Origin of the sequence: Rothia nasimurium, assembly GCF_049068285.1 — a bacterium.
Lineage (GTDB): Bacteria > Actinomycetota > Actinomycetes > Actinomycetales > Micrococcaceae > Rothia > Rothia nasimurium_I.
This window is the reverse complement of record NZ_JBLKPV010000001.1, coordinates 391,121-409,783: the sequence shown is the minus strand read 5'-3', so window position 1 is coordinate 409,783 and position 18,663 is coordinate 391,121. Positions and strand designations below refer to the sequence as shown.

Genomic DNA, 18,663 nt, shown 5'->3' with positions numbered 1-18,663 from the left:
CGACGAATGCTTCTTGACATGTTCGCCGCCCTGCTGGGCTCTATTGTCCAGGCTTTCCGGCAGGAACTCACTCCGGCGCTCCGAGACCTTGATATGGCTGATTCTGAGAGGTTCGAAGAGTCTGTCCCTATGCTTGCTGCTTTGGTGCGTAAGTACCGGCGACAAGCGGCTGAGCTTGCCAACCAGATGATGGCCGAGGAAGCAGCTAAGGTTGGCGGGCAAGCCTTGATTCCGCCGGTTGAGGGTTACGCTGACCAGGCGGTGTATGAGGTGCTGTCCCAGTCGCGAAGTATTGATCAGGTGAGTAGGGCCTTGGAGCGGCATGTTCGCACAGCTGCCCGCCGGCAAGTAGTCCGGGCGGTTCCTGCTCCGGTTGTGCCGTCTGCCTCTGAGACGAACCCATCTGCAGATGAGTTTGATGTCGATGAGGATGGAAATTTCGTCGGTGAAGCCGGAGATGGGTTTGAGGCCCGGCCAGCCAGTAAGCGCGAGGCGAAGCAGCCTGCTATCTATCCCATCGGTTGGGCCCGGGTGCTCACCGGCAAAGACAACTGCGCTTTTTGTATTGTGCTGGCCTCTCGTGGTCCGGTTTATTCTTCGGCGTACCATGCAAGCAAGGCCAGCAAAAAACGTTGGGACGAAGAAGGAAAGCAATGGTCTAATTCCTACCACGACAACTGCGACTGTCTCGTAGTGCCTGTCTACGACTCTGAAAACTGGCTAGGTAAGGAAGCCTTTGAAGAGCTAAAGAAGTTCTATAAGGAGGTCACTAAGGGGACTGTAGCTAGTGGTAAGACTGTCAAGGACGGTAATGAGTCACTTCAGACCATGAATAAGGCGGTTTATCAGTGGAAGAAAGACGGCAAGGACTTACCGCTGCCTGCTTTGAAAGCTCATCAGGAGATGGCTTCAATTGAGTTTGAGAAGGGGCGTCGCTACCTCGAGAGTATCGAAAGAACTATCAAAGCTAAGGATCTTCCCCGTTTCGAAGAGTCAAAACTCATTGGTAAGGACTTTGAAAAAACGGCCTGGTCTGGCGATGGACGCCGTGGGGGGCACTCGCCTTTCTCAACGCTTGAGGGGAAAACCCGGGTGCCACCTGGTTGGGATTACTCTGATTTCGTTGAAGCAGCAAAACAAACTGTTCGGGACCCAGATTACTTTATCGACAATCTTCAAGGGGCTACATTTGTTAAAATTATTCAGGACCCATCAGGGAATGAAATAATCTTCCGGGCCCAAGTCAGCCCGGACACTCAAAAAATAGTTCACTTCTACCCTATCGTTGGCCAATTCGTTACGAAGTATAGCGGCGGCACAGTTAGATACGCCGAATTTATGGAAGGTGTAATGCATGGAGCAGTACGGGTTAAACGGGACAGTGCCGGATGAAGAGCTGGTTAGGATTGCACAAAAGTGGAAGCCGGTAGTCCTACCTCTTGACCCCGTTGGCCGCTCTGAAATTAAGTATCTGATTTACTTAGCAGAGGAAAATGGAGATATTAGTGCCTACACAGACCTGATGGTATGTTCCGTTCTTATTTTCAGAGAACTTGGAAACGGTTACCCAGATGGGCTGCTTGACGACGCCCGTCTCTTTCTTGCCCCTAACCCAGATGACAACGACCCGGTTCAAGAGAGTCTTGCCGCAATATTAGCTTCCATCGAAGCTAAGCAATCAACCTAACCAAGGAGGAACAAATGGATAAGATGCCCTGGGAACGCGAAGGCGAAACCTTCGACGCCGAACGCGCCAAAACCCTGCTGCTGAATCTTCGAGCAGAAAAGGAAAACTACCAGGCCAAGCTCGCAGCCAAGACCAGCGAGCTTGAAGCCCTCACCACTGAGCGAGATGAGCTCAAGACCCAGCTCGAAACCGCCCAAGCCACCGCCAAGGAGCTGGAGGAACAGTCTCAGGCAACAGCAGGGGAGCTGCAGGCCCTGAACCTTTTGCGGGCCAAGGAGCAGATTCTTACCAGCAAGGGCCTCCCCGTTGATTTTGCTGATCTGCTCACCGGCGATGATGAGCAGGCCCTGGAAGCGGCGGCCGAGCGTCTTTCTACCCTGCGGGGCGCGACTGATTCGGCCCCTGCCCCGATGCCTGCTGACCCTGCCCAGACCGGCACCCCCGCATCTGACCCCCGCCAGGAATACGCCGAAGCTCTCTTCGGCCACTAAACAGACTTGTGCCCAGGTGGCACCCCACCATAACTGAATACGGCAATCACCCGCTGGGCCTATCGAAGGGCTAGCGGATTTTTTATACCCAAAACCAATTTTGAAAGGAGCAGCACACCATGGCTGCAACCACTCTTTCTTCCCTCGAATCAAGCGGTATCCTGCCTAAGCCTATGGCGCAGGAAATCATCAAGAAGGTCAACGAGGAATCCGTCGTCCAGAAGCTCGCTGGAACCATGCCCATGTCCATCACCGGCGCGTCCATCGCGGTACAGACCGGCCAGGCCCAGGCAGGTATCGTCGGTGAAGGCGAAGCCAAGCCCGTCACCAACGCAGGCGTAGCTGTCAAGAACATCAAGCCGATCAAGGCCGCTGCCATCGTCTACTGGTCCAAGGAAGCCCGCCTGGCCAACCCCCTGGGCTACCTGGACTTCCTTCAGGAGCAGCTCACCGGTGCTATCACCCGCGCCTTCGATTTGGCCGTACTGCACGGCAAGAACGCCATCAACGGCCAGACCATCTCCGGCGTCGAGTACGTCAACCAGACCACCAACCGCGTGGAGCTGGGCACCGCGGCAAAGGACGCCGGCGGCCTGGCCACCGACCTGCTGGCGGGCTACGACCTGGTCTCCGGCAGCGATAAGGACTTCGACTTCACCGGCTTCGCTGCCGATAAGTCCCTCCGCTCCAAGCTCCTTGGAGCTGTGGACGTTCAGGGACGCCCGATTTACTCCAACCCCCTGAACTTCAAGGACGACCTGGGCACCGCCTTCGGCCTGCCCGTCGCCTACGGCAAGGCAGTCTCCGGCAAGATCGGCGCAGCAGAAGACACCAAGGTCCGCGCCTTCGGTGGCGACTTCACCAACAACCTCAAGTACGGTTTCGCCGAAAACATCACCTTCTCCCGCACCGACGTGGCCACCATCGTCGATAACGGCCAGACCGTCAACCTCTGGCAGAACAACATGGAAGCCTTCCTTGTCGAGGCTATCTTCGGCTGGGTCATCACCGACAAGGACGCCTTCGTCGCCTACGAAGACCAGGCATAACCATGGCCCCCAGATACCAGAACAAAGAAACCGGCACCATCATCACCGCAGACCGTGAGCTGCCGGCTCCTTGGCACAAGCTGAAAGAGGTGAACCCTGATGGCGGTAGCGACCGCGCAGGACGTGGAGACCTCCCTGATGAGAAGCCTGCACGAAAGCGAAGCACAGTACGTCGAAAAGCTGCTGAATAGGGCTGAGAACCTTATCAAGGTTCGTATCCCAGCAGTGGAAGAGCTGGCAGGCGTGGACTCAGGGTTTATGGCTTTGGTGGCCCAGGTGGAAGCCGAAGCCGTAGCCCGCGTATTTCGCGCCGAAAATTCAGGTATCTACACCTCCGAGTCAGAGGACGGCTACTCCTACCGGCTCAACCTCAAGGTAGCCTCTGGTCTGCTCGATATCCTCCCCGAGGAATGGGCCCGGCTCATGGGAACCGGCGGCTTCCGGTCGGTGGCCCCACAGTCTGATGGGTACGCCCGTGCCAGGTTGCACGGGCAACGCCCAGACCTGAACTTCCAGTTCGGCTGGCCCGGGAAAACCCTACTGGCTGAGGAGCACCCATGAGCCACCTCAAACACGGAATTCACACCGTCACCGTCACCCCCATCAGCACCACCAACGGGCCCTACGGCCCCGAAGAACCCGCTGACCCGGTGACCGTCACCTGCAACGTCCAACCCGTTTCTAGCACCGAAAGGCAGGCCCTCGGGCTAGAGACCAGCACCGTCTACCGCATACGTTACTTCCCCTCCGCCCACGGCCAGGCGCCGTGGCCAGGAGGCCCCTACTCCCTCATCGAATGGCAAGGCCGAACCTACCACCAAAAAGGCGAAGCCCTCACCAGCACCATGAGCCCACGAACAGCAAGCGTCAAAATCCTCATGGTCACCCAGGAAACTGAGGTCAGATAAAAATGGGAAACTTCACTGCCTACCAATCAATTGCCTTCCACGCCGCAAAAGTGGCCTCACAGACCCCCACTTTCGTCCAAGAAGCGCGTAAAGCAAAACAGCTGGTAGACACTGAAGTAAACCGGATGTATGCAGAAGCCAAAGGTACAGCCACTGGCCGGTATAAATCATCCATAGGAATCAGCCGAATCACCACAGGACGCGGCGTCAAAGACATCATCATCTACACCAACGACCCCCAGGCCCACATCATCGAATGGGGCCACGTCCGCAAGGACGGCACCTGGGAACCCGGAAAATTCGTCTTCACCCGCGCCCTCATGAAAGGCAGATTCGGAGGATAACCCATGAAAACCATCGACACCCTTGGAATCATCGAGCACCATCTCAAAGATCTCAGCCCAACCCTCTATTTTCAGCCTCCAACCGACCTACTCAACCACCTGCCTGCCCTCATCGTCGAACAGTCCCCACCAACACACTTCAGCAACAACGTCCCCAACCCCGCCCTATCAGCCACAGCCACAATCAGTATCAGTGCGCTCGCAACTCGTAGGAAGGAAGCTCTGGCGGCCTGTTCTGAGGCGTTTGGCCGACTCTTTGATTCAGTTCATGAGGTCACAGAGCTAGGGTGGATTTCTCGGTGTACTGAAATGCAGCAGCCTCACCTCTCTGCCCACCGGTATGAGGCCTCGACTCTGTTTCAGTATTCGGCGGCCGTGCAGGTCATCTTTAGAAATAACCCTAGCCAGCAGCGCTCATAGCGTCGCTGGCTTTTCTTTTACCACCGATTGAAAGGACGGCTCATGCCTACCCTTGATGAAGCGCTAGACGCTACAACCATTGCCAACATCGGCCACATCTACTATGCGCCGGTCGGTACCGCCTGGCCTGATCTCAAAACCTTCGAATTCACTGGTGAAAATTGGGGGGCCTGGAAGTGGCTGGGCGACACCTCAGCCGAAAACCTGCCCGAATTCGAAGCAGAAGAAGACGAAGACTCCAATAAGCGCACCTGGGACCGAAAGAACACCCGCAACGGCGGAAAGATCACCGGCACCATCAACGGCGTCGCCCTGACCAAGGAATTTTTCAACATCACCAAGTCAGGTGGCAAGGAAGAAGCCGACGGCTACGTCACTACCGTCCGCACCACTTCCAAGGCGTGGAAGATTCTGATCGTTGTCGAGGACGGTGCCTGGGCTACCGGCCTAGGTCTTTTCGTCGCTGCCCTCAAGGCGGGCCTTCGCACCCATGATCTTGAGAATTACACCGAGGTCCCCGTCAACGTCACCGCTGAGCCGGATTCAGAAGGCAACCTCTACAAGGACTTCCTGCCCGTGAAAATGACTGCTGCGGCGCCTGCCGGCGTTGGCGGCTAAAACCGCTTCCAACACTAGGCGGGGTCAGCACACAAGCTGACCCCGCCTCTCTCGTGCCCAAATAACTACAAAAGGAGAAGCCATGAGCAAGGCCAAGGAAACCGCAAAGAAGAATGGCGCAAAGCTACCCGCCGATCACAAAGCCCCCGAAAAGCCCTTCAAGGAGCACCCCGGCGCAGAGTACTTCCGCCCCCTCAATGAAATCGACCCAGCCGACGCCCTCGATCTCATCGAAAATCTTGAAAACTTCGATACAGACCAAGAGACCAGCATTGCGGAGCTAAAGCCCGTCTTCAAGAAGATCGCAACCGAAACCTTCATCACCGACGTCGAAGCCTTCCGCAAAAACTTTTACCATGCCGGAAACCTCGCCCAAGCTGTCAAAACTATGGTCGCCTACCTCAATGAACTGGGAAAAGAACTGAGCTAGAAAAGCTCTTCACCGACCACCCTGAGCTCACCGGCGACTTCCTGGCCCTCTTTCATGCTGACCCCTTCCGGCTCATCTGGTCCGACGACTTGCGCCCCTTCCTAGCCTTGCTAGAACGCATCCGCTACGAAGAGCGATCCGTCTACCGGGCGAAAGAAATGCTCGGCTCTGAAACCCACTTCGGCTGGTCACTTGATACCTACCTGTTGGCAGCAATCACCAATGCTGCCAACACCAAGGTCAAGGGCAAGAAGCTCACCCCCACCCAGAGGGTGAATCCGCCCAAGGTCACCAAGAGAAAGACCACCCGCCCGGTTGATTTCAGCAAGCCGGTACGAAACATCAGGCTCTCTAGCCTTATCCCACAGCAGGCCTAGCCCACCCCCCCCGGGGGGGGCTAGACCTGCCCCCATCCTCCCATCACAATTCCATAGCGTATAGGCGGTGAAAGGCACCATGGCCACCATCGGCAAGCTCTCCATCCGAGTCTTCCCGGACACCTCAAAATTCAAAGAAGACCTCCGCAAAGACCTCGCCGCAATCAAGAGCCAGCTCAAGGTCTCCATCGACGTCGAAGCCAACCTTGACCGCACCTCAATCGCCCGCGCTAAGGAAGCAATCCAAGACGCCGGCAGCACCGTCACCGCCACAATCAACGCTGACGCAGACACCGCCGCCGCACGCGCCACCCTTGCCACAGCAGCAAAACGCCGCGTCGCCGACATCGTCGTCAACCTCAAGGGCATCGCCGCTGCCCGAACCGCCCTGGCTGCCCTCACAGGCGGCAACATCACCGCAAAACTCGGCTCCGGGCTCACCAACCTCTTCAGCAACCTCGACACCATTTCGCTCAAAGCCGCCTCCACCGGCACCGCGCTTGCTGGTCTATCTTCCGTGGCTATTTCTGCTGTGGGGTCTATCGCTACTATCGGGAGTTCTCTGGCAGCGATGGCTCCGGCCGCTCTCGTTTTGCCCGGTGCCCTCGTCGGCGCGGGAGCTGGATTGGGCGTGCTGATTGCCGCTCTCAAGGACGCCGGGACCGTGCTGGAAGATTTGGGCCCGGCGTTCTCTGAGCTGCAAGACCGAATCAGTGAAGGCTTCTGGAACCGAGCCGCTGGACCCATCCGCGAAATGGTCGGCACAGTATTACCGGCCCTCCAAGGGGCCTTGGTGGACATCGCCCACCAGTTTGGTGGCTGGGCTGTAGCCATTTCCAGTGCAATGAGCTCAGCAGAAGGTATCGCTGACCTGCAAGGAATCCTTAGAAATACAGCAGCCGCGATTGATACCGCTGGTGATGGGGTCGGCGCTTTTGTAGCTGGCTTCCTCCAGCTGGCAAACGTCGGTACCGTCTACCTCCAGCCCCTTGCCAGCGCTTTCAACGACTTGGCTTACCGATTCGAAGATTGGGTAGCCAAGTCCTACGAATCAGGCGCAATCTTCCAATGGATTGATGGCGCTATCGCCAATATCAAGCTGCTTGGCTCTATCCTGGCAGACGTAGGGGGAATCCTCGTCGGAATCTCCCGCGCCGCGGCTGAAGCTGGTGGCGGTGGGCTTGGTGGCCTGGCTGCCGCTCTCGACGCCATCAACCTCGCGGTAAATAGCCCAGCCTTCCAAGGGGCCTTGGTAACCATATTCCAGGGGGCAAACGCGGGGGCAAGCGCCCTCCTGCCGGCTATCCAAGCAGTCGGCAACGCCATACAACATCTAGCTCCTGCTCTGAGCTACGCTATGAGCGCGGCCGGCTCTGCAATCTCAACCCTCGTCCAGGGGGTCGCTACTGCTCTTGCCAACCCCGCGGTCAGCCAAGGGCTAGTCTCTCTTTTTGCAGGAATCCTTGTGGCTGTGGACGCTCTACGCCCTGCCATTGAGGCTCTGGGGTCGGTAGTAGGCGTCCTGGGCGAGGTCTTTGGCCAGCTCGTCGCCAATCTAGCTCCGGTCATTGCCCAAGTCATCACGGGCTTGGCCCCGGCATTCACCGCCTTGCTTGATGCACTCCAGCCAGTAATCTTCACCCTAACTAGCGGACTCGGCTCGGCCCTAGAAATCATCATCCCGATTATCGCTGATGTGATTTCATGGGTCGCCAATTTCATGGCGCAGTTCCCAGAGCTTACGGCACTTATCGGAATCGTCGCGGCCGCCTTTACGACAGTCGCACCGATTATCGGAAGCCTCGTGGGAGCACTCCTGCCAGTCGTGGGATTTTTCACCCAGCTATCAGCAGTGCTAGCCCCGCTGGGAATCTCTCTCACCTCCCTGCTAGCCCCCATCCTCGCGGCCGTAGCCGGCTTCTTGGCCCTTGCCGGAATCCTCATCTACGCCCTGACCACCAGCCAGCAATTTCGCGACGCCATCGCCTCACTCTTTGAAGCCTTCATCGGCTTCATCGAGCCCATCATCTCTGCAGTCTTACCCGTGCTACAGCAAATCGGGCAAGCCTTCATGGACCTAGTGACCACCGTCGTCAACGCCCTGGTACCTGTCATGGCAACCGTCGTAGAGGTAGCAGCCGCAATCCTTGCAGCACTGACCCCGCTCATGGAATGGCTGATGAGCACCCTCGCCCCGGTTTTCACCTTCCTAGGCGACACCATCTCAAACGCCTTCGCTTACATCGGCGAAGTCATCTCAGCCGCCGCAACCTTCATCCAAGGAATCCTCCAGGTCTTCCTGGCTGTACTCCAAGGTGACTGGTCAGGAGCCTGGGAGGCCGTGAAATCGACCCTCTCCGCTGCCTGGGATCTGATAAAAACCACCATCGGCGGAGCCTTGGACTTCATCGGAAGCACCATCAGCGGAGCCCTTAGCTCTATCGCCTCGGTCTTCACCTCCGTCTGGGAGGGAATCAAATCCATGGTCTCCACGGCCATGAGTCTCATCGGCACCGCTATCTCAAACGGTCTGGCGCTCGCCCAAAACATCGTCAACTCAGTTCTGTCTGCTATCGGTAGCTTCTTCTCGACCACCTGGGAAAACATCAAGGCCTGGGTCTCTGGTGCAATCTCAAACATCGTATCCAGTGTCTCCAGCGGCCTTGAATCCGTGAAGAGCTTCATCAGCAACGCCATGAGCAACGCCGTGAGCCTCATGCAATCTGCCTGGGAATCCATGAAAAATGCGGTATCAACCGGCGTCTCCGCTGTGATCTCGTTTGTCCGAGATCTCCCCAGCCGAATCATGAGCGTCTTCTCTAATTTCGGCTCGCTTTTGGTGAACTCAGGCCGCTCCCTCATGGACGGCCTGACCAAAGGCATCCGCGAAGGCATCGGCCGAGCCGTAGAAGCAGCCAAGGGCGCCGTCCAAAAGATTCGTGACTTCTTCCCCTTCTCACCTGCTAAGAAGGGCCCCTTCTCCGGTCGAGGGTATGTCACCTACTCAGGCCAGGCGATCGTCAAGGATTTCTCCGCGTCGATTGCCGCTGGACGTGAGCAAATGGCCCGTGCTGCTGACACCGCTCTCGGAGGAATGGATTTCAATATCAATCCTCCCGCGATGCAATCACTCACGACACCTGAGCCAACCGCCACCGCCTCTGAACCCGCCCCCACAGAAAACGCCTTCCCCTACGACCTGCTCGTCCAGGCCGTGGGCCAGGCATTCGCCCAGGCCAAGATCATCACCAATATCAACGGCCGCGAATTCTATGGGGCAGTACAGGACGCCAACCGCCAATTCGGAAGGAGCTAGCCCATGTGGGACAGCTTTGAGCTACCAGACCGCGGATTCATCTTCATCTCAGAGGACGAAACCGCACCACCTCTTCCCCCAGCTAGCTTCAACCTCGAAGACCCAGCCACTACTTCCAGTGGCTGGGTCTGGCTAGGCTCAACCTCAGCCCAGCAGCGCTTCACCATCGAAACCCTAGAAAACCCCGAACCCGACCTTTTCGAAGGTGAAAGTAAAACGCTTTGTCACAAGCCTGTTTTCCTCAAAACTACTTTCACAGGATTGTGGGGTTCAGCCCAGACCGTCAAGAGCGTCCTGCAAGCCAACCGCGATGAAAGTCTGGGAGCTTGGGCGCTGCCTGAGACAGTGGCCCCGGCAGTGAGATCGGTAATGGTGGTGATGGTGGACGAAGATGGTGGCGTCTTCGGTTGGTATTTCAATCGGCTGAAGATGGTTGCTGATGTGGCTTCTGAAGCTAGCGGGGATTACTTTCTGGGCTTTTCGGTTGCTGGGTATCCACTGAAGCCAAAGGCCTCTGGGCCTGCCCGCGTACTCAAATTCGATAAGGCCGCGAAGGAATAAGAGGATGTTTTTCGTATCTCAGGGGCAGGTCATCGAGGTGGCTTGCCCCGCGTCGCATAGCTGGGATAAGACCAGCAACCTTTCAACTTCTACTAGCGCCGCTGGGTACACCCGGGCGTCCTACTTCGGTGGCCCTCGGGTGCTACGCACTATGAAGCTGAGCGTGGGGGTTATGACGCCGGAGGAGCAGGCAAAGATTGACGCGCTGACCCACCTTGGTTTTGGGTCTCAGCTTGGCTTCATTCCGTGTGGGGCTGAGCGGTCTAATCTTATGCCCCCGGGCGCTTCCTTGTTGGCGACGGTGGCCGGGGTTGTGCCCCGTGCCACTACGGTCGCTAGTGATGGGACTGTGTATCCGGGTGGGGTGAATACTCCCACCACCGCTCTGGTGGCGTCAGCTGTGCCTTTCGCTTACCCCGGGCAGGTCGTCTCCCTCTCCATCGTAGGCCGGGCAGGAGCCGCCATGAGTATTCAGTGGCTCGACGCGACCGGGGCTTCCCTTGGCTTCGTGGGTGCGGTGGCTGATTCTGCCGGGTACACCCGGGTACGCCGGGGCACCACCGCCCCCGCTACTGCCGTAGCTTTCAATGTCCATGTGAAGGGGGATTTGGCGGCCCCCGCCCTGACCCTAGGCTCTACCCTGTACCCCTGGCAGGTTGGCCAGGTCGCCAAATCAGTCGTAATCGAATCAGCCGGGGTCGAGGTCATCGCCGCCTGGGACACCTCCCGCGCCCCGCTCCAAACCCACACCTACACAATCAAGGAGGTCGGCGACTATGTCTGACGTGGTCTATCCCTGGGCTGAGGTCTTCATCAACGGCGTGAGCGTCGGAATCCACGACGTCGAGGTGACCTCAGCTATCAGCGGGGATCTGCCGGGCCGTCTTGATTTTGGCTCAGGTATCACCCAGCGAACCGGCGTTATCCGCTGGGATAAGGTCGTGGGCAAGGGCGGGCTCCTACTCTCGCCCTATTTTCCGCTTGCCGATAGTGGATTCAAGATACCGGCTCCTGGCGACCGAATCGCTATCAACATGGGGGTGAGCGACGCCCAGGACGGCTTTGATACCAAGGCCGGGGCCGTCACCGTCTTCACGGGCAAGGTCGATTCCACCGAAGTCAGCCACGGCGGATACCCGGTGACCCGAATTGTCGATGATATTGACCAGCTGAACCGGGTGGTGAGACTCCCGCCGTACAAGCACCACATGCCCCCAGCACCTAATACCCAAGAGGGCTGGTATATGCACAATCACTTGACGCCTGACTCGGTGCTGGGGTTCCTAGCTGCAAGGTGCGGGTATCATGTCACTCCGCCACCCTCCGGCACGGTGTATCTATCTGCCCCTTTGCAGGGAACCACTCTCGAAGCAGGCGAAGGTACCGGGCGCATGATCCGCTCACAGCTTTCTGAGGAGGACACCGTCAGCCTGCCTGTATTTACTCGGACGGAGCGGGGGCTGGCGCTGGCTAAGGGGCTAGTTTCCTATGACCCAGGCTTCACCACACCTCCACAGCGCCTGGTCTTTTCCCTCTTGGTGGGCGCTAACCATGCTGGCCGGGCCGTCATCCGCGCCCGGCTCAAGGGCTTTGACACGCAGCTACACGTCATTATCGAATCTGACCGGGGCGTATCCGTGCAGGTAGGCGAGAGTGCTGCCGGTGCCATTGCCCCCGGCCCTGACGAGTATGTGAGCGTGGCCTTTCTGCCTAATGGTCAGACCGAGATTGCTACCGCTTCGACTAAGGTGACCTACCAGCTTCCTTCATGGGAAAACGGGGTCGTGGAAAACCTGACCGTGACGGCCTACGGCGATTGCGCCGTAGCTGGGATCAATGTCTCTGGGTACACCGCTGATAGCGTCGGCCACCCCGCGCTAGCCTTCAAGCAAACAGCCTTTATTGATTGCGGCTACCCCTACCCTCTGCATCTTTCCCGCTCTATCCGCGATGAAAAAGCAATCGACGTCATCGAGGAAATTTGTCAGGCTACCTGCTGCTACTGCTACCTAGACGGCGCGGGCTTCTTGCGAATCAAATACTCACGCTCAGCCTATCAAGCGCCTATCCAAGGTACTTTGACGGCGGCGCGGGATATCACAACCTATCAGGTGAAAGATGATTCCTTGCTTGCAGCTCACCAAGCGGTCATCAAGTACAAGACCCCGGCAGGCCAGTACACCTCTAAGGCTGGCGGCTCTTACGTGACCCTGTGGGAGGCCCCGAATACCCAGCTGAATGCGGGGGAATCGATGGTGCATGTCATTGGCCCCCAGGCTGGCAAGGAAGAATGGTTTGAGGTCGATGAGACCGTGGTCTACCCGCCGAATTTCCTTGATGATTTCAACCGGAAAACCGGGTCATTTCACGGTTTTTGCGTCACTTCGGGCACCCCTGGGACCTCCACCGAACGGTGGGGCGGAGGGCGCTCTACCTTCCGCCGTATCACCCCCTGGGTCTGGGAGCTGACCACCACCCCCACTTATGCGGCAAATTCTAGGGTGCCTGAAGTAGAGGGTATTCACCCCTCTATGTGGGGAACCGGCCTGCCTATCATCAGGGGCGGGGCCAAGGTTGAGATTGTAGATACGGAGCCTGTTACCGCTGGTGGTGGCCCGGATACCGCAGCTGATTTGATTCATGAGGCAGGCACCTGGGTGACCGACACCCGCGCTGCCGATATCGCTCAGCATGTGATGAATTATGCGAAAGACCCCCTGCCGGTTCTCACCGGTGTGGAGGTCTTTTTCAATCCCGCCATTGAGGTGGGCCAGCGGTGGGATCTGGATTTACTGGCCACGGCAGGGGTCAAGCTCCAAGTTTTTGTTCTGGAGGTCAAGCGGCACCCTGCTAGCGATACTGCTTCTATCTCCTGCCGAGTGCTGTTGAATCTGACCGGTCGCACCTGGGGCACGATTGCCGCTGAGCACGACACTTGGGAAGAGGTCAAGGCCGTCTATCCCACCTTTAATGCTTTGAAAGAAGGAGCCTAAAACATGCCAAAAAATTCGCCAGTCTATGGGCTGCCTATACCAGTGCTTGCTGACGGTAGGCCTGATGCCGAGGAAGCTTTCACCAAGTACACGACTCGGCTCGAAGCGGTGCTGACGGGAATTGCTGAGGCTGATATGAATAAGCTCAGCGTCCCGCTTGCTGATTCTGCGCCGGTGGATACGCTGGCCCCCGGCTTCTACCAGGTGCCAAACACGATCGTGGCCGGGGCCTTGGGCTTACCTGACCGGTACCCGGGTATTTTGGCTTCCTACGCCATGAACACTGGGGCGGGCACCCAGAGCTTTTTCAGCCTGCGCGGTGGGTCTTGGACCCGCCAGAAGGTTGGTGGCACCTGGAAGCCCTGGGTGAAAGACGGTCAGCCTACTACTGAGGCTCTGACTAGCACCAGCAACCTGGATGCTCTTGCCACGGGCTTTTTCTCGGCTAGTAATCGCATTGTGGCGAACGATGTGAAAGCCCCGGATAATTACCCGGGTATCGTCGTCAGCTACTCTATGGACGCCGGGGCGGGCGTCCAGCAGTTTTTCAGCCTGCGCGGGGGTGTATGGGCCCGCACCCAGCTGGGAGGCAAATGGGGCCTATGGGAGAAGGCCGGTGGCGCGTCTACTGGTGGCACTGGCCAGGTAGCCCAGCGCCTACATCTTCAGCAGCGGCTCCTTGCCCGAAAAGGCGGGGTCATCGGCACCAATAACCTGGGGGCCGTGGCCCTCAGATTTGACGACGCGCCTACGGAATTTCGCACCCGCGTACTTCCACTACTGGAAGAGCTGGGCTTGCCTTTCTCCCGGGTGACCACCTCCAAGAGTATTGGGGATACGGTCATTGACCCGGCGGAATTTACGGCTATGCAAGATTACTGTCTGCGTGCTGGGGGTGAGGTCTGGAATCATGGTGCGGATCACTTGGACGCGTCCGGGGCTGAGGGTATCAAGGCGAATCTGATTGGGTCGCTAGCTGACCTCCGCACAGCTATGCCCCGTATCCCGATTGATTGCTTCTCGCCTCCGGGAGGTTCTTCCATCGCGTATGAGGGCCACATGCCCAGCAATACTCCTGAAAATTGGGATACCTACGCCGGTGAGCTACTGACCGCCCATCATGCCATTGTCACAGGCTATTATGGCGATTCACTCTACCGCCCCCTTGATGGAGTGCTACGCGACGGGCAGAGAGCTTTCTCATGTGACGGGCAGACATATTCCCAGGTCAAGACCATCGTGGATAACTGCAAGGGCTGGAAAATGGGCGCGGTGCTCATGTGGCACGGAAATAACGCCGGGGCCGGGGGTAGCTGGGCGACCTGGGAGGACTTTGAGGCTACCCTGCGCTATATCGCCTCCGAGCGTGACGCCGGGCGGATCCTGGTGCTGACCGTGACCGGCCTAGCGGCGGCTAACCGTACCTCCACCTACCGCGATAACTTGATAACCATCAGCCCGAACGCTTCAAGTGAATTTTTGCAGTATGTGAATTCACCGGGCACCCGGCAGGGAATCGCAGGCTCAACCCGGGAGCTGACCGCAACCGTCACCGGCACCCCTGGGGCGCAGGTTATTACCCGAATTGGGGCAGCCGTCAAGACCCACACTATACCCTCGTCTGGGTCGATGGTGGTCAGGCACCTAGCCACCATCCCACTAGACCAAACGGCAAACTTCGCCATCAGGGTTGAATCGCCATGCACCGGCGTGAAGTGTCTGGCGGTGTGATCCATGAATCTTGCACCTGAAGCCTGGACTCTTCTAGGCATTGTGATAACTGCAATCGGTGGCCTTATCGGTGTGGTCATGACTGCCTGGACCCAGCGAGGCCAAACCCGCCTGGCCGAGGTCAAAGAGCTACGCTCTGAAGTCAGACAGCTGAGAGAGGATCTGGGTAAGGCACATAAGGAAATGATAGAGGCTAGGACTGAAGCATATTCGATCCGTGATGCAGCCAGGCTTCATCTTTCGATGAGTGCCGCCTACATCTACCAGTTGCAGGCCCATATTAATACGGAGCAGCCGCCACCGGCCCCAGAGCCGCCTGCTGAGCTGACTCACTTGCTGTCTGATTCGTCGAAGCCACCTCAGTAGGTGGCTTTTTCTTTACCCCAAAGACCCCGCGCCCCTGGCCATACACGACTGAGGGGCGCACCCCATTCCAAGAGAAAGGAGGCACTTTGTCCACTACCTTCAAGCCAGATAGCTCGCTGGTCACTTCGACCGCGCTATCACCGAACCGCACCGTGACTAATGGCCGGTACGCCCGCCTCATCTGTCTTCATACAATGGAGACCACCGAGCATGCCACCGTGGCCGAGGCTATCGGCGCAGGCTGGTTCCTCAACCCGACAGCGATGGCCTCGGCCCACTACAACGTCGACAACGACAGCATCGTGCAGGGCGTGCCCGAAAAGGACATGGCCTGGACAGCGCCAGGCACCAACGAGGACGGCATTCAGATTGAGCAGGCCGGGCGAGCAGCGCAGACTACCGCCGAATGGAATGACGCTTACAGCTCCGCCTTGCTGGAGAACTCTGCCCGTTTGGTCGCTGATATCTGCCGTCGCAATAATATCCCGCCGGTGAAGATCAGTGACGCGCAGCTTGCAGCAGGGGCCAAGGGCATTATCGACCACGCCCAGGCCTCCCGCGTCTACCGCATGAGCGACCACTGGGACGTCGGCACCGGCTTCCCCTGGGACGCATTCATGGCGAAAGTTCGGCACTACTACAGTGGGGGCGCACCCAGCGCACCCGCTACTACTTCTACCCCTTCTACAGATTGGTTTGAAATGGCCACCAAGGCAGACCTCGAAAACGCAATTTTCCACAGCCCCCGCTCCGAATGGGGAGGGCGAACCCTCACCCAGATGCTGCAGGACAACAACAGGGACACCTACAGCACGCTGCGCATGACCCGGCACCTCTTCAACCTCTACCGCCTGGGCATTCCCGGCGTCATCAGCGATGGCACTTTCGGGCATAAGATCCGCCAGATTTTCGGATACGACGAAGCTACTCGCGCCCCGGCCCGAGTGAAAGAGTTTGAGACCGATAAGCGCGGACTCTTCCGCTGGTAAGAAAGGAACCAACCATGAACGTGCTTGACAACTCCACTCGCCGCCGCTCCATTGGCTCCACTACCGCTTTCGCCACCGGCGGCACCACCGCCGGGTACGCCCTAGCAGTCCTGGCCTACGAGCTTTTCAACCTGCCTCTGTCAACCGAGGGTGTCCTTGCCTTGGCACTGGTGCTCTCCCTGGTTGGCGCTGTGGTAGGTGGCTGGGCTGCTCCGAGTAAGAAGGCTGAGACTGAGGCTTATCTTGGGTCGGTGCTGGCTATGGCCCGGCAGGGCGACCACGGGCGGCTAGGCACCACCCATCCCGCCCAGCCTACAGCCGTTGAGCAGGTAGAACCTGCAACAGCAACCGAACAGGAACAGCCGGTTAAAGAGCCTGAGCTGGCCGAGATCCCTGACGGGTATGAACTGGTCGACACCGCGGGAACTGAATACAGTAACCCGGCCTATGCCCTAGGTAGGTAGGCATAAAAATAGCCCCTCACCACTCCCCTAGTTTGGGGTGTGGTGAGGGGCCGTTTTTATGTTTCTTGGGGTGTTTACTTAATGGCGGTCAGCTGACTTTTTTGACCGCCTTTTTGACCGCCATTAAGAACAAACCAGGATAAACCCCAGCACCGAAACCGAGTCAAAAACCCCGGAATCACGGGCTAGAATCAACCAGGAAAACCCAGGCTGACTAGGGCTTTTAGAAGTCCCAATCCTCGTCTTCCGTGTTCACGGCCTTGCCGATCACATAGGAGGAGCCGGAGCCGGAGAAGAAGTCGTGGTTCTCGTCGGCGTTAGGTGAGAGGGCCGAAAGAATCGCGGGTGACACATTGGTGACGGTCGCCGGGAACATAGCCTCGTAACCCAGGTTATTCAGGGCCTTGTTGGCGTTGTAGTGCAGGAACTTCTTGACGTCCTCACTCAAGCCCACACCGTCGTACAGGGAGTGGGTGTAGGCAACCTCGTTCTCGTACAGTTCGTAGAGCAGGTTGAAGGTGTATTCCTTGAGCTCTTCCTGACGCTCAGGAGTTTCCTTCTCCAGGGCCCGCTGGAACTTGTAGCCGATGTAGTAGCCGTGTACAGCCTCATCGCGGATAATCAGACGGATCAGGTCGGCAGTGTTGGTAAGCTTGGCGCGGGAAGACCAGTACATGGGCAGGTAGAAGCCTGAGTAGAAGAGGAAGGATTCCAGCAGGGTGGAGGCGACCTTCTTCTTCAGGGGGTCATCGCCCTTGTAGTAATCCATGACGATCCGGGCCTTCTTCTGCAGGTGCTCATTCTCGGTGGACCAGCGGAAGACCTCGTCGATTTCCTTGGTGGAGCAGAGGGTAGAGAAGATGGATGAGTAAGACTTGGCGTGGACCGATTCCATGAAGGCAATGTTGGTGTACACAGCCTCTTCGTGGGCGGTCACAGCGTCAGGCAGCAGGGAGACAGCGCCGACGGTACCCTGGATGGTATCCAGCAGGGTCAGGCCGGTGAAGACGCGCATGGTCAGCTGCTTTTCTTCCTCGGTCAGGGTGTTCCAGGACTGAATATCGTTGGACAGAGGCACCTTTTCAGGTAGCCAGAAGTTTGCGGTCAGTCGATCCCAGACCTCAAGGTCCTTTTCGTCTTCAATGCGGTTCCAGTTGATTGCTTCAACGTGGTTGACCAGCTTGACCTTCTCACTCATGGTGATGGGCTCTCCTCACATTGGGGTGTTTTAGTGCCTGAACAAGGCTTGGTTCTATTCTTTCACCGTTGGGCGGTTTTCGCACCACCGGCTTGGTTTGCTTAATATCTCAGGGGCGGACGTCGGGGGCAGCTTCTTCTTGTTCTGCTGCATTCCGTTCGGCTTTGGTTTCCCTGTCAACCAGACGGCGCAGGAGGGGCAGGGCCTCAGCCAGCTGGGCTGCTTCGTCCTGGGTCAAAATTTCATCGGCTCGTTCAATAATCCAGCGGTCGCGGCGGCTTGCGATAGTTTCGATGGTTGCCCTCCCCTGCTCTGTCAGATAGAGCTCCTTGCGGCGCTTATCGTGCAGGTTCTTACCGGAGGCGATATACCCCCTAGTCAGAAGGGAGGCAACGATCTTGTTCATGGACTGCGGGGTCATCCGCTGAAAGCGAGCAAGTTCAGCGCCAGTCTGCCGTGGCCCAGCCTGAAGCTGGGCAAGCACGGTTTCCTCTGCAAAAGACAGGGGTGAGTGTGAGTCAGTCTCGTTCCTCAGTCGTCGGTGCAACCTAAACACCGAATAACGTAAGGTTCTCGCCTGCTCATATAAAAAATTTACCAAGGGCGCCAGCCTAAAATAATCAGTTTAACTTATCAGTTATATAGATTATACAGTTTGAAAAAGAAAGCCCGCCACCCAACACAAGATGACGGGCCCGCCCAGACGGGGCGGGCGTCCGCG

The 18,663-nt window shown here is 57.7% G+C and carries 21 protein-coding genes; 19 read left to right on the top strand and 2 right to left on the bottom strand.

Annotation, left to right across the window (positions count from 1 at the left end):
* Positions 1-6 precede the first annotated feature (6 nt).
* From ACMXX3_RS01900 to ACMXX3_RS01810, 19 genes are all read left to right on the top strand, one after another.
* Positions 7-1,392: a hypothetical protein gene (locus ACMXX3_RS01900; RefSeq protein ID WP_421083111.1), complete on the top strand. Its 1,386-nt coding sequence runs from the start codon at positions 7-9 to the stop codon at positions 1,390-1,392.
* On the top strand, positions 1,355-1,687 hold the full coding sequence (locus tag ACMXX3_RS01895) for a hypothetical protein (protein ID WP_421083110.1): 333 nt from the start codon (positions 1,355-1,357) through the stop codon (positions 1,685-1,687). Before ACMXX3_RS01900 ends, ACMXX3_RS01895 begins: the two co-directional genes overlap by 38 nt.
* 14 nt (positions 1,688-1,701) lie before the next feature.
* Positions 1,702-2,178 carry a capsid assembly scaffolding protein Gp46 family protein gene (locus tag ACMXX3_RS01890; protein WP_421083109.1) on the top strand — a complete coding sequence of 159 codons (477 nt, stop codon included), beginning with the start codon at positions 1,702-1,704 and terminating at the stop codon, positions 2,176-2,178.
* A 119-nt stretch (positions 2,179-2,297) separates the two neighbouring features.
* Positions 2,298-3,227 carry a phage major capsid protein gene (locus tag ACMXX3_RS01885; protein WP_421083108.1) on the top strand — a complete coding sequence of 310 codons (930 nt, stop codon included), beginning with the start codon at positions 2,298-2,300 and terminating at the stop codon, positions 3,225-3,227.
* A gap of 99 nt (positions 3,228-3,326) precedes the next feature.
* On the top strand, positions 3,327-3,788 hold the full coding sequence (locus ACMXX3_RS01880) for a Gp19/Gp15/Gp42 family protein (protein ID WP_421083107.1): 462 nt from the start codon (positions 3,327-3,329) through the stop codon (positions 3,786-3,788).
* Positions 3,785-4,135 (top strand): head-tail adaptor protein, encoded by a 351-nt coding sequence (locus tag ACMXX3_RS01875; RefSeq protein WP_421083106.1) that lies wholly within the window; start codon positions 3,785-3,787, stop codon positions 4,133-4,135. The genes ACMXX3_RS01880 and ACMXX3_RS01875 overlap by 4 nt, the downstream gene beginning before the upstream one ends.
* A gap of 2 nt (positions 4,136-4,137) precedes the next feature.
* On the top strand, positions 4,138-4,479 hold the full coding sequence (locus ACMXX3_RS01870) for a DUF5403 family protein (RefSeq protein ID WP_421083105.1): 342 nt from the start codon (positions 4,138-4,140) through the stop codon (positions 4,477-4,479).
* 3 nt (positions 4,480-4,482) lie between these two features.
* A complete protein-coding gene (locus ACMXX3_RS01865; RefSeq protein WP_421083104.1) occupies positions 4,483-4,899 on the top strand; it encodes a hypothetical protein in 417 nt (138 codons plus the stop codon).
* Positions 4,900-4,941: 42 nt separating this feature from the next.
* A complete protein-coding gene (locus ACMXX3_RS01860; protein ID WP_421083103.1) occupies positions 4,942-5,517 on the top strand; it encodes a hypothetical protein in 576 nt (191 codons plus the stop codon).
* Positions 5,518-5,599: 82 nt separating this feature from the next.
* The gene (locus ACMXX3_RS01855; RefSeq protein ID WP_421083102.1) at positions 5,600-5,947 is read left to right on the top strand and encodes a hypothetical protein; all 348 of its coding nucleotides are present in this window, start codon (positions 5,600-5,602) and stop codon (positions 5,945-5,947) included.
* A 107-nt stretch (positions 5,948-6,054) separates the two neighbouring features.
* On the top strand, positions 6,055-6,324 hold the full coding sequence (locus ACMXX3_RS01850) for a hypothetical protein (protein ID WP_421083101.1): 270 nt from the start codon (positions 6,055-6,057) through the stop codon (positions 6,322-6,324).
* Between the two features lie 67 nt (positions 6,325-6,391).
* Positions 6,392-9,640, top strand: coding sequence for a hypothetical protein (locus ACMXX3_RS01845; RefSeq protein WP_421083100.1), 3,249 nt, complete (start codon positions 6,392-6,394; stop codon positions 9,638-9,640).
* A gap of 3 nt (positions 9,641-9,643) precedes the next feature.
* A complete protein-coding gene (locus ACMXX3_RS01840; RefSeq protein WP_421083099.1) occupies positions 9,644-10,201 on the top strand; it encodes a hypothetical protein in 558 nt (185 codons plus the stop codon).
* 4 nt (positions 10,202-10,205) lie between these two features.
* Positions 10,206-10,985 carry a hypothetical protein gene (locus ACMXX3_RS01835; protein WP_421083098.1) on the top strand — a complete coding sequence of 260 codons (780 nt, stop codon included), beginning with the start codon at positions 10,206-10,208 and terminating at the stop codon, positions 10,983-10,985.
* On the top strand, positions 10,978-13,194 hold the full coding sequence (locus ACMXX3_RS01830) for a hypothetical protein (RefSeq protein WP_421083097.1): 2,217 nt from the start codon (positions 10,978-10,980) through the stop codon (positions 13,192-13,194). The genes ACMXX3_RS01835 and ACMXX3_RS01830 overlap by 8 nt, the downstream gene beginning before the upstream one ends.
* A 3-nt stretch (positions 13,195-13,197) precedes the next feature.
* Positions 13,198-14,925: a polysaccharide deacetylase family protein gene (locus ACMXX3_RS01825; protein WP_421083096.1), complete on the top strand. Its 1,728-nt coding sequence runs from the start codon at positions 13,198-13,200 to the stop codon at positions 14,923-14,925.
* Between the two features lie 3 nt (positions 14,926-14,928).
* Complete coding sequence (locus ACMXX3_RS01820; RefSeq protein WP_421083095.1) at positions 14,929-15,291, top strand: hypothetical protein; 363 nt, start codon at positions 14,929-14,931, stop codon at positions 15,289-15,291.
* 86 nt (positions 15,292-15,377) lie between these two features.
* Positions 15,378-16,280: an N-acetylmuramoyl-L-alanine amidase gene (locus tag ACMXX3_RS01815; protein WP_421083094.1), complete on the top strand. Its 903-nt coding sequence runs from the start codon at positions 15,378-15,380 to the stop codon at positions 16,278-16,280.
* A gap of 14 nt (positions 16,281-16,294) precedes the next feature.
* Positions 16,295-16,744, top strand: coding sequence for a hypothetical protein (locus tag ACMXX3_RS01810; protein WP_421083093.1), 450 nt, complete (start codon positions 16,295-16,297; stop codon positions 16,742-16,744).
* Positions 16,745-16,967: 223 nt separating this feature from the next.
* Here ACMXX3_RS01810 and nrdF read toward each other — a convergent pair whose 3' ends face one another.
* Positions 16,968-17,942 carry a class 1b ribonucleoside-diphosphate reductase subunit beta gene (gene nrdF, locus ACMXX3_RS01805; RefSeq protein ID WP_237189610.1) on the bottom strand — a complete coding sequence of 325 codons (975 nt, stop codon included), beginning with the start codon at positions 17,940-17,942 and terminating at the stop codon, positions 16,968-16,970.
* A gap of 109 nt (positions 17,943-18,051) precedes the next feature.
* Positions 18,052-18,426, bottom strand: a complete 375-nt coding sequence (locus ACMXX3_RS01800) for a MarR family winged helix-turn-helix transcriptional regulator (protein ID WP_421083092.1) — start codon at positions 18,424-18,426, stop codon at positions 18,052-18,054.
* Positions 18,427-18,663: the final 237 nt, after the last annotated feature.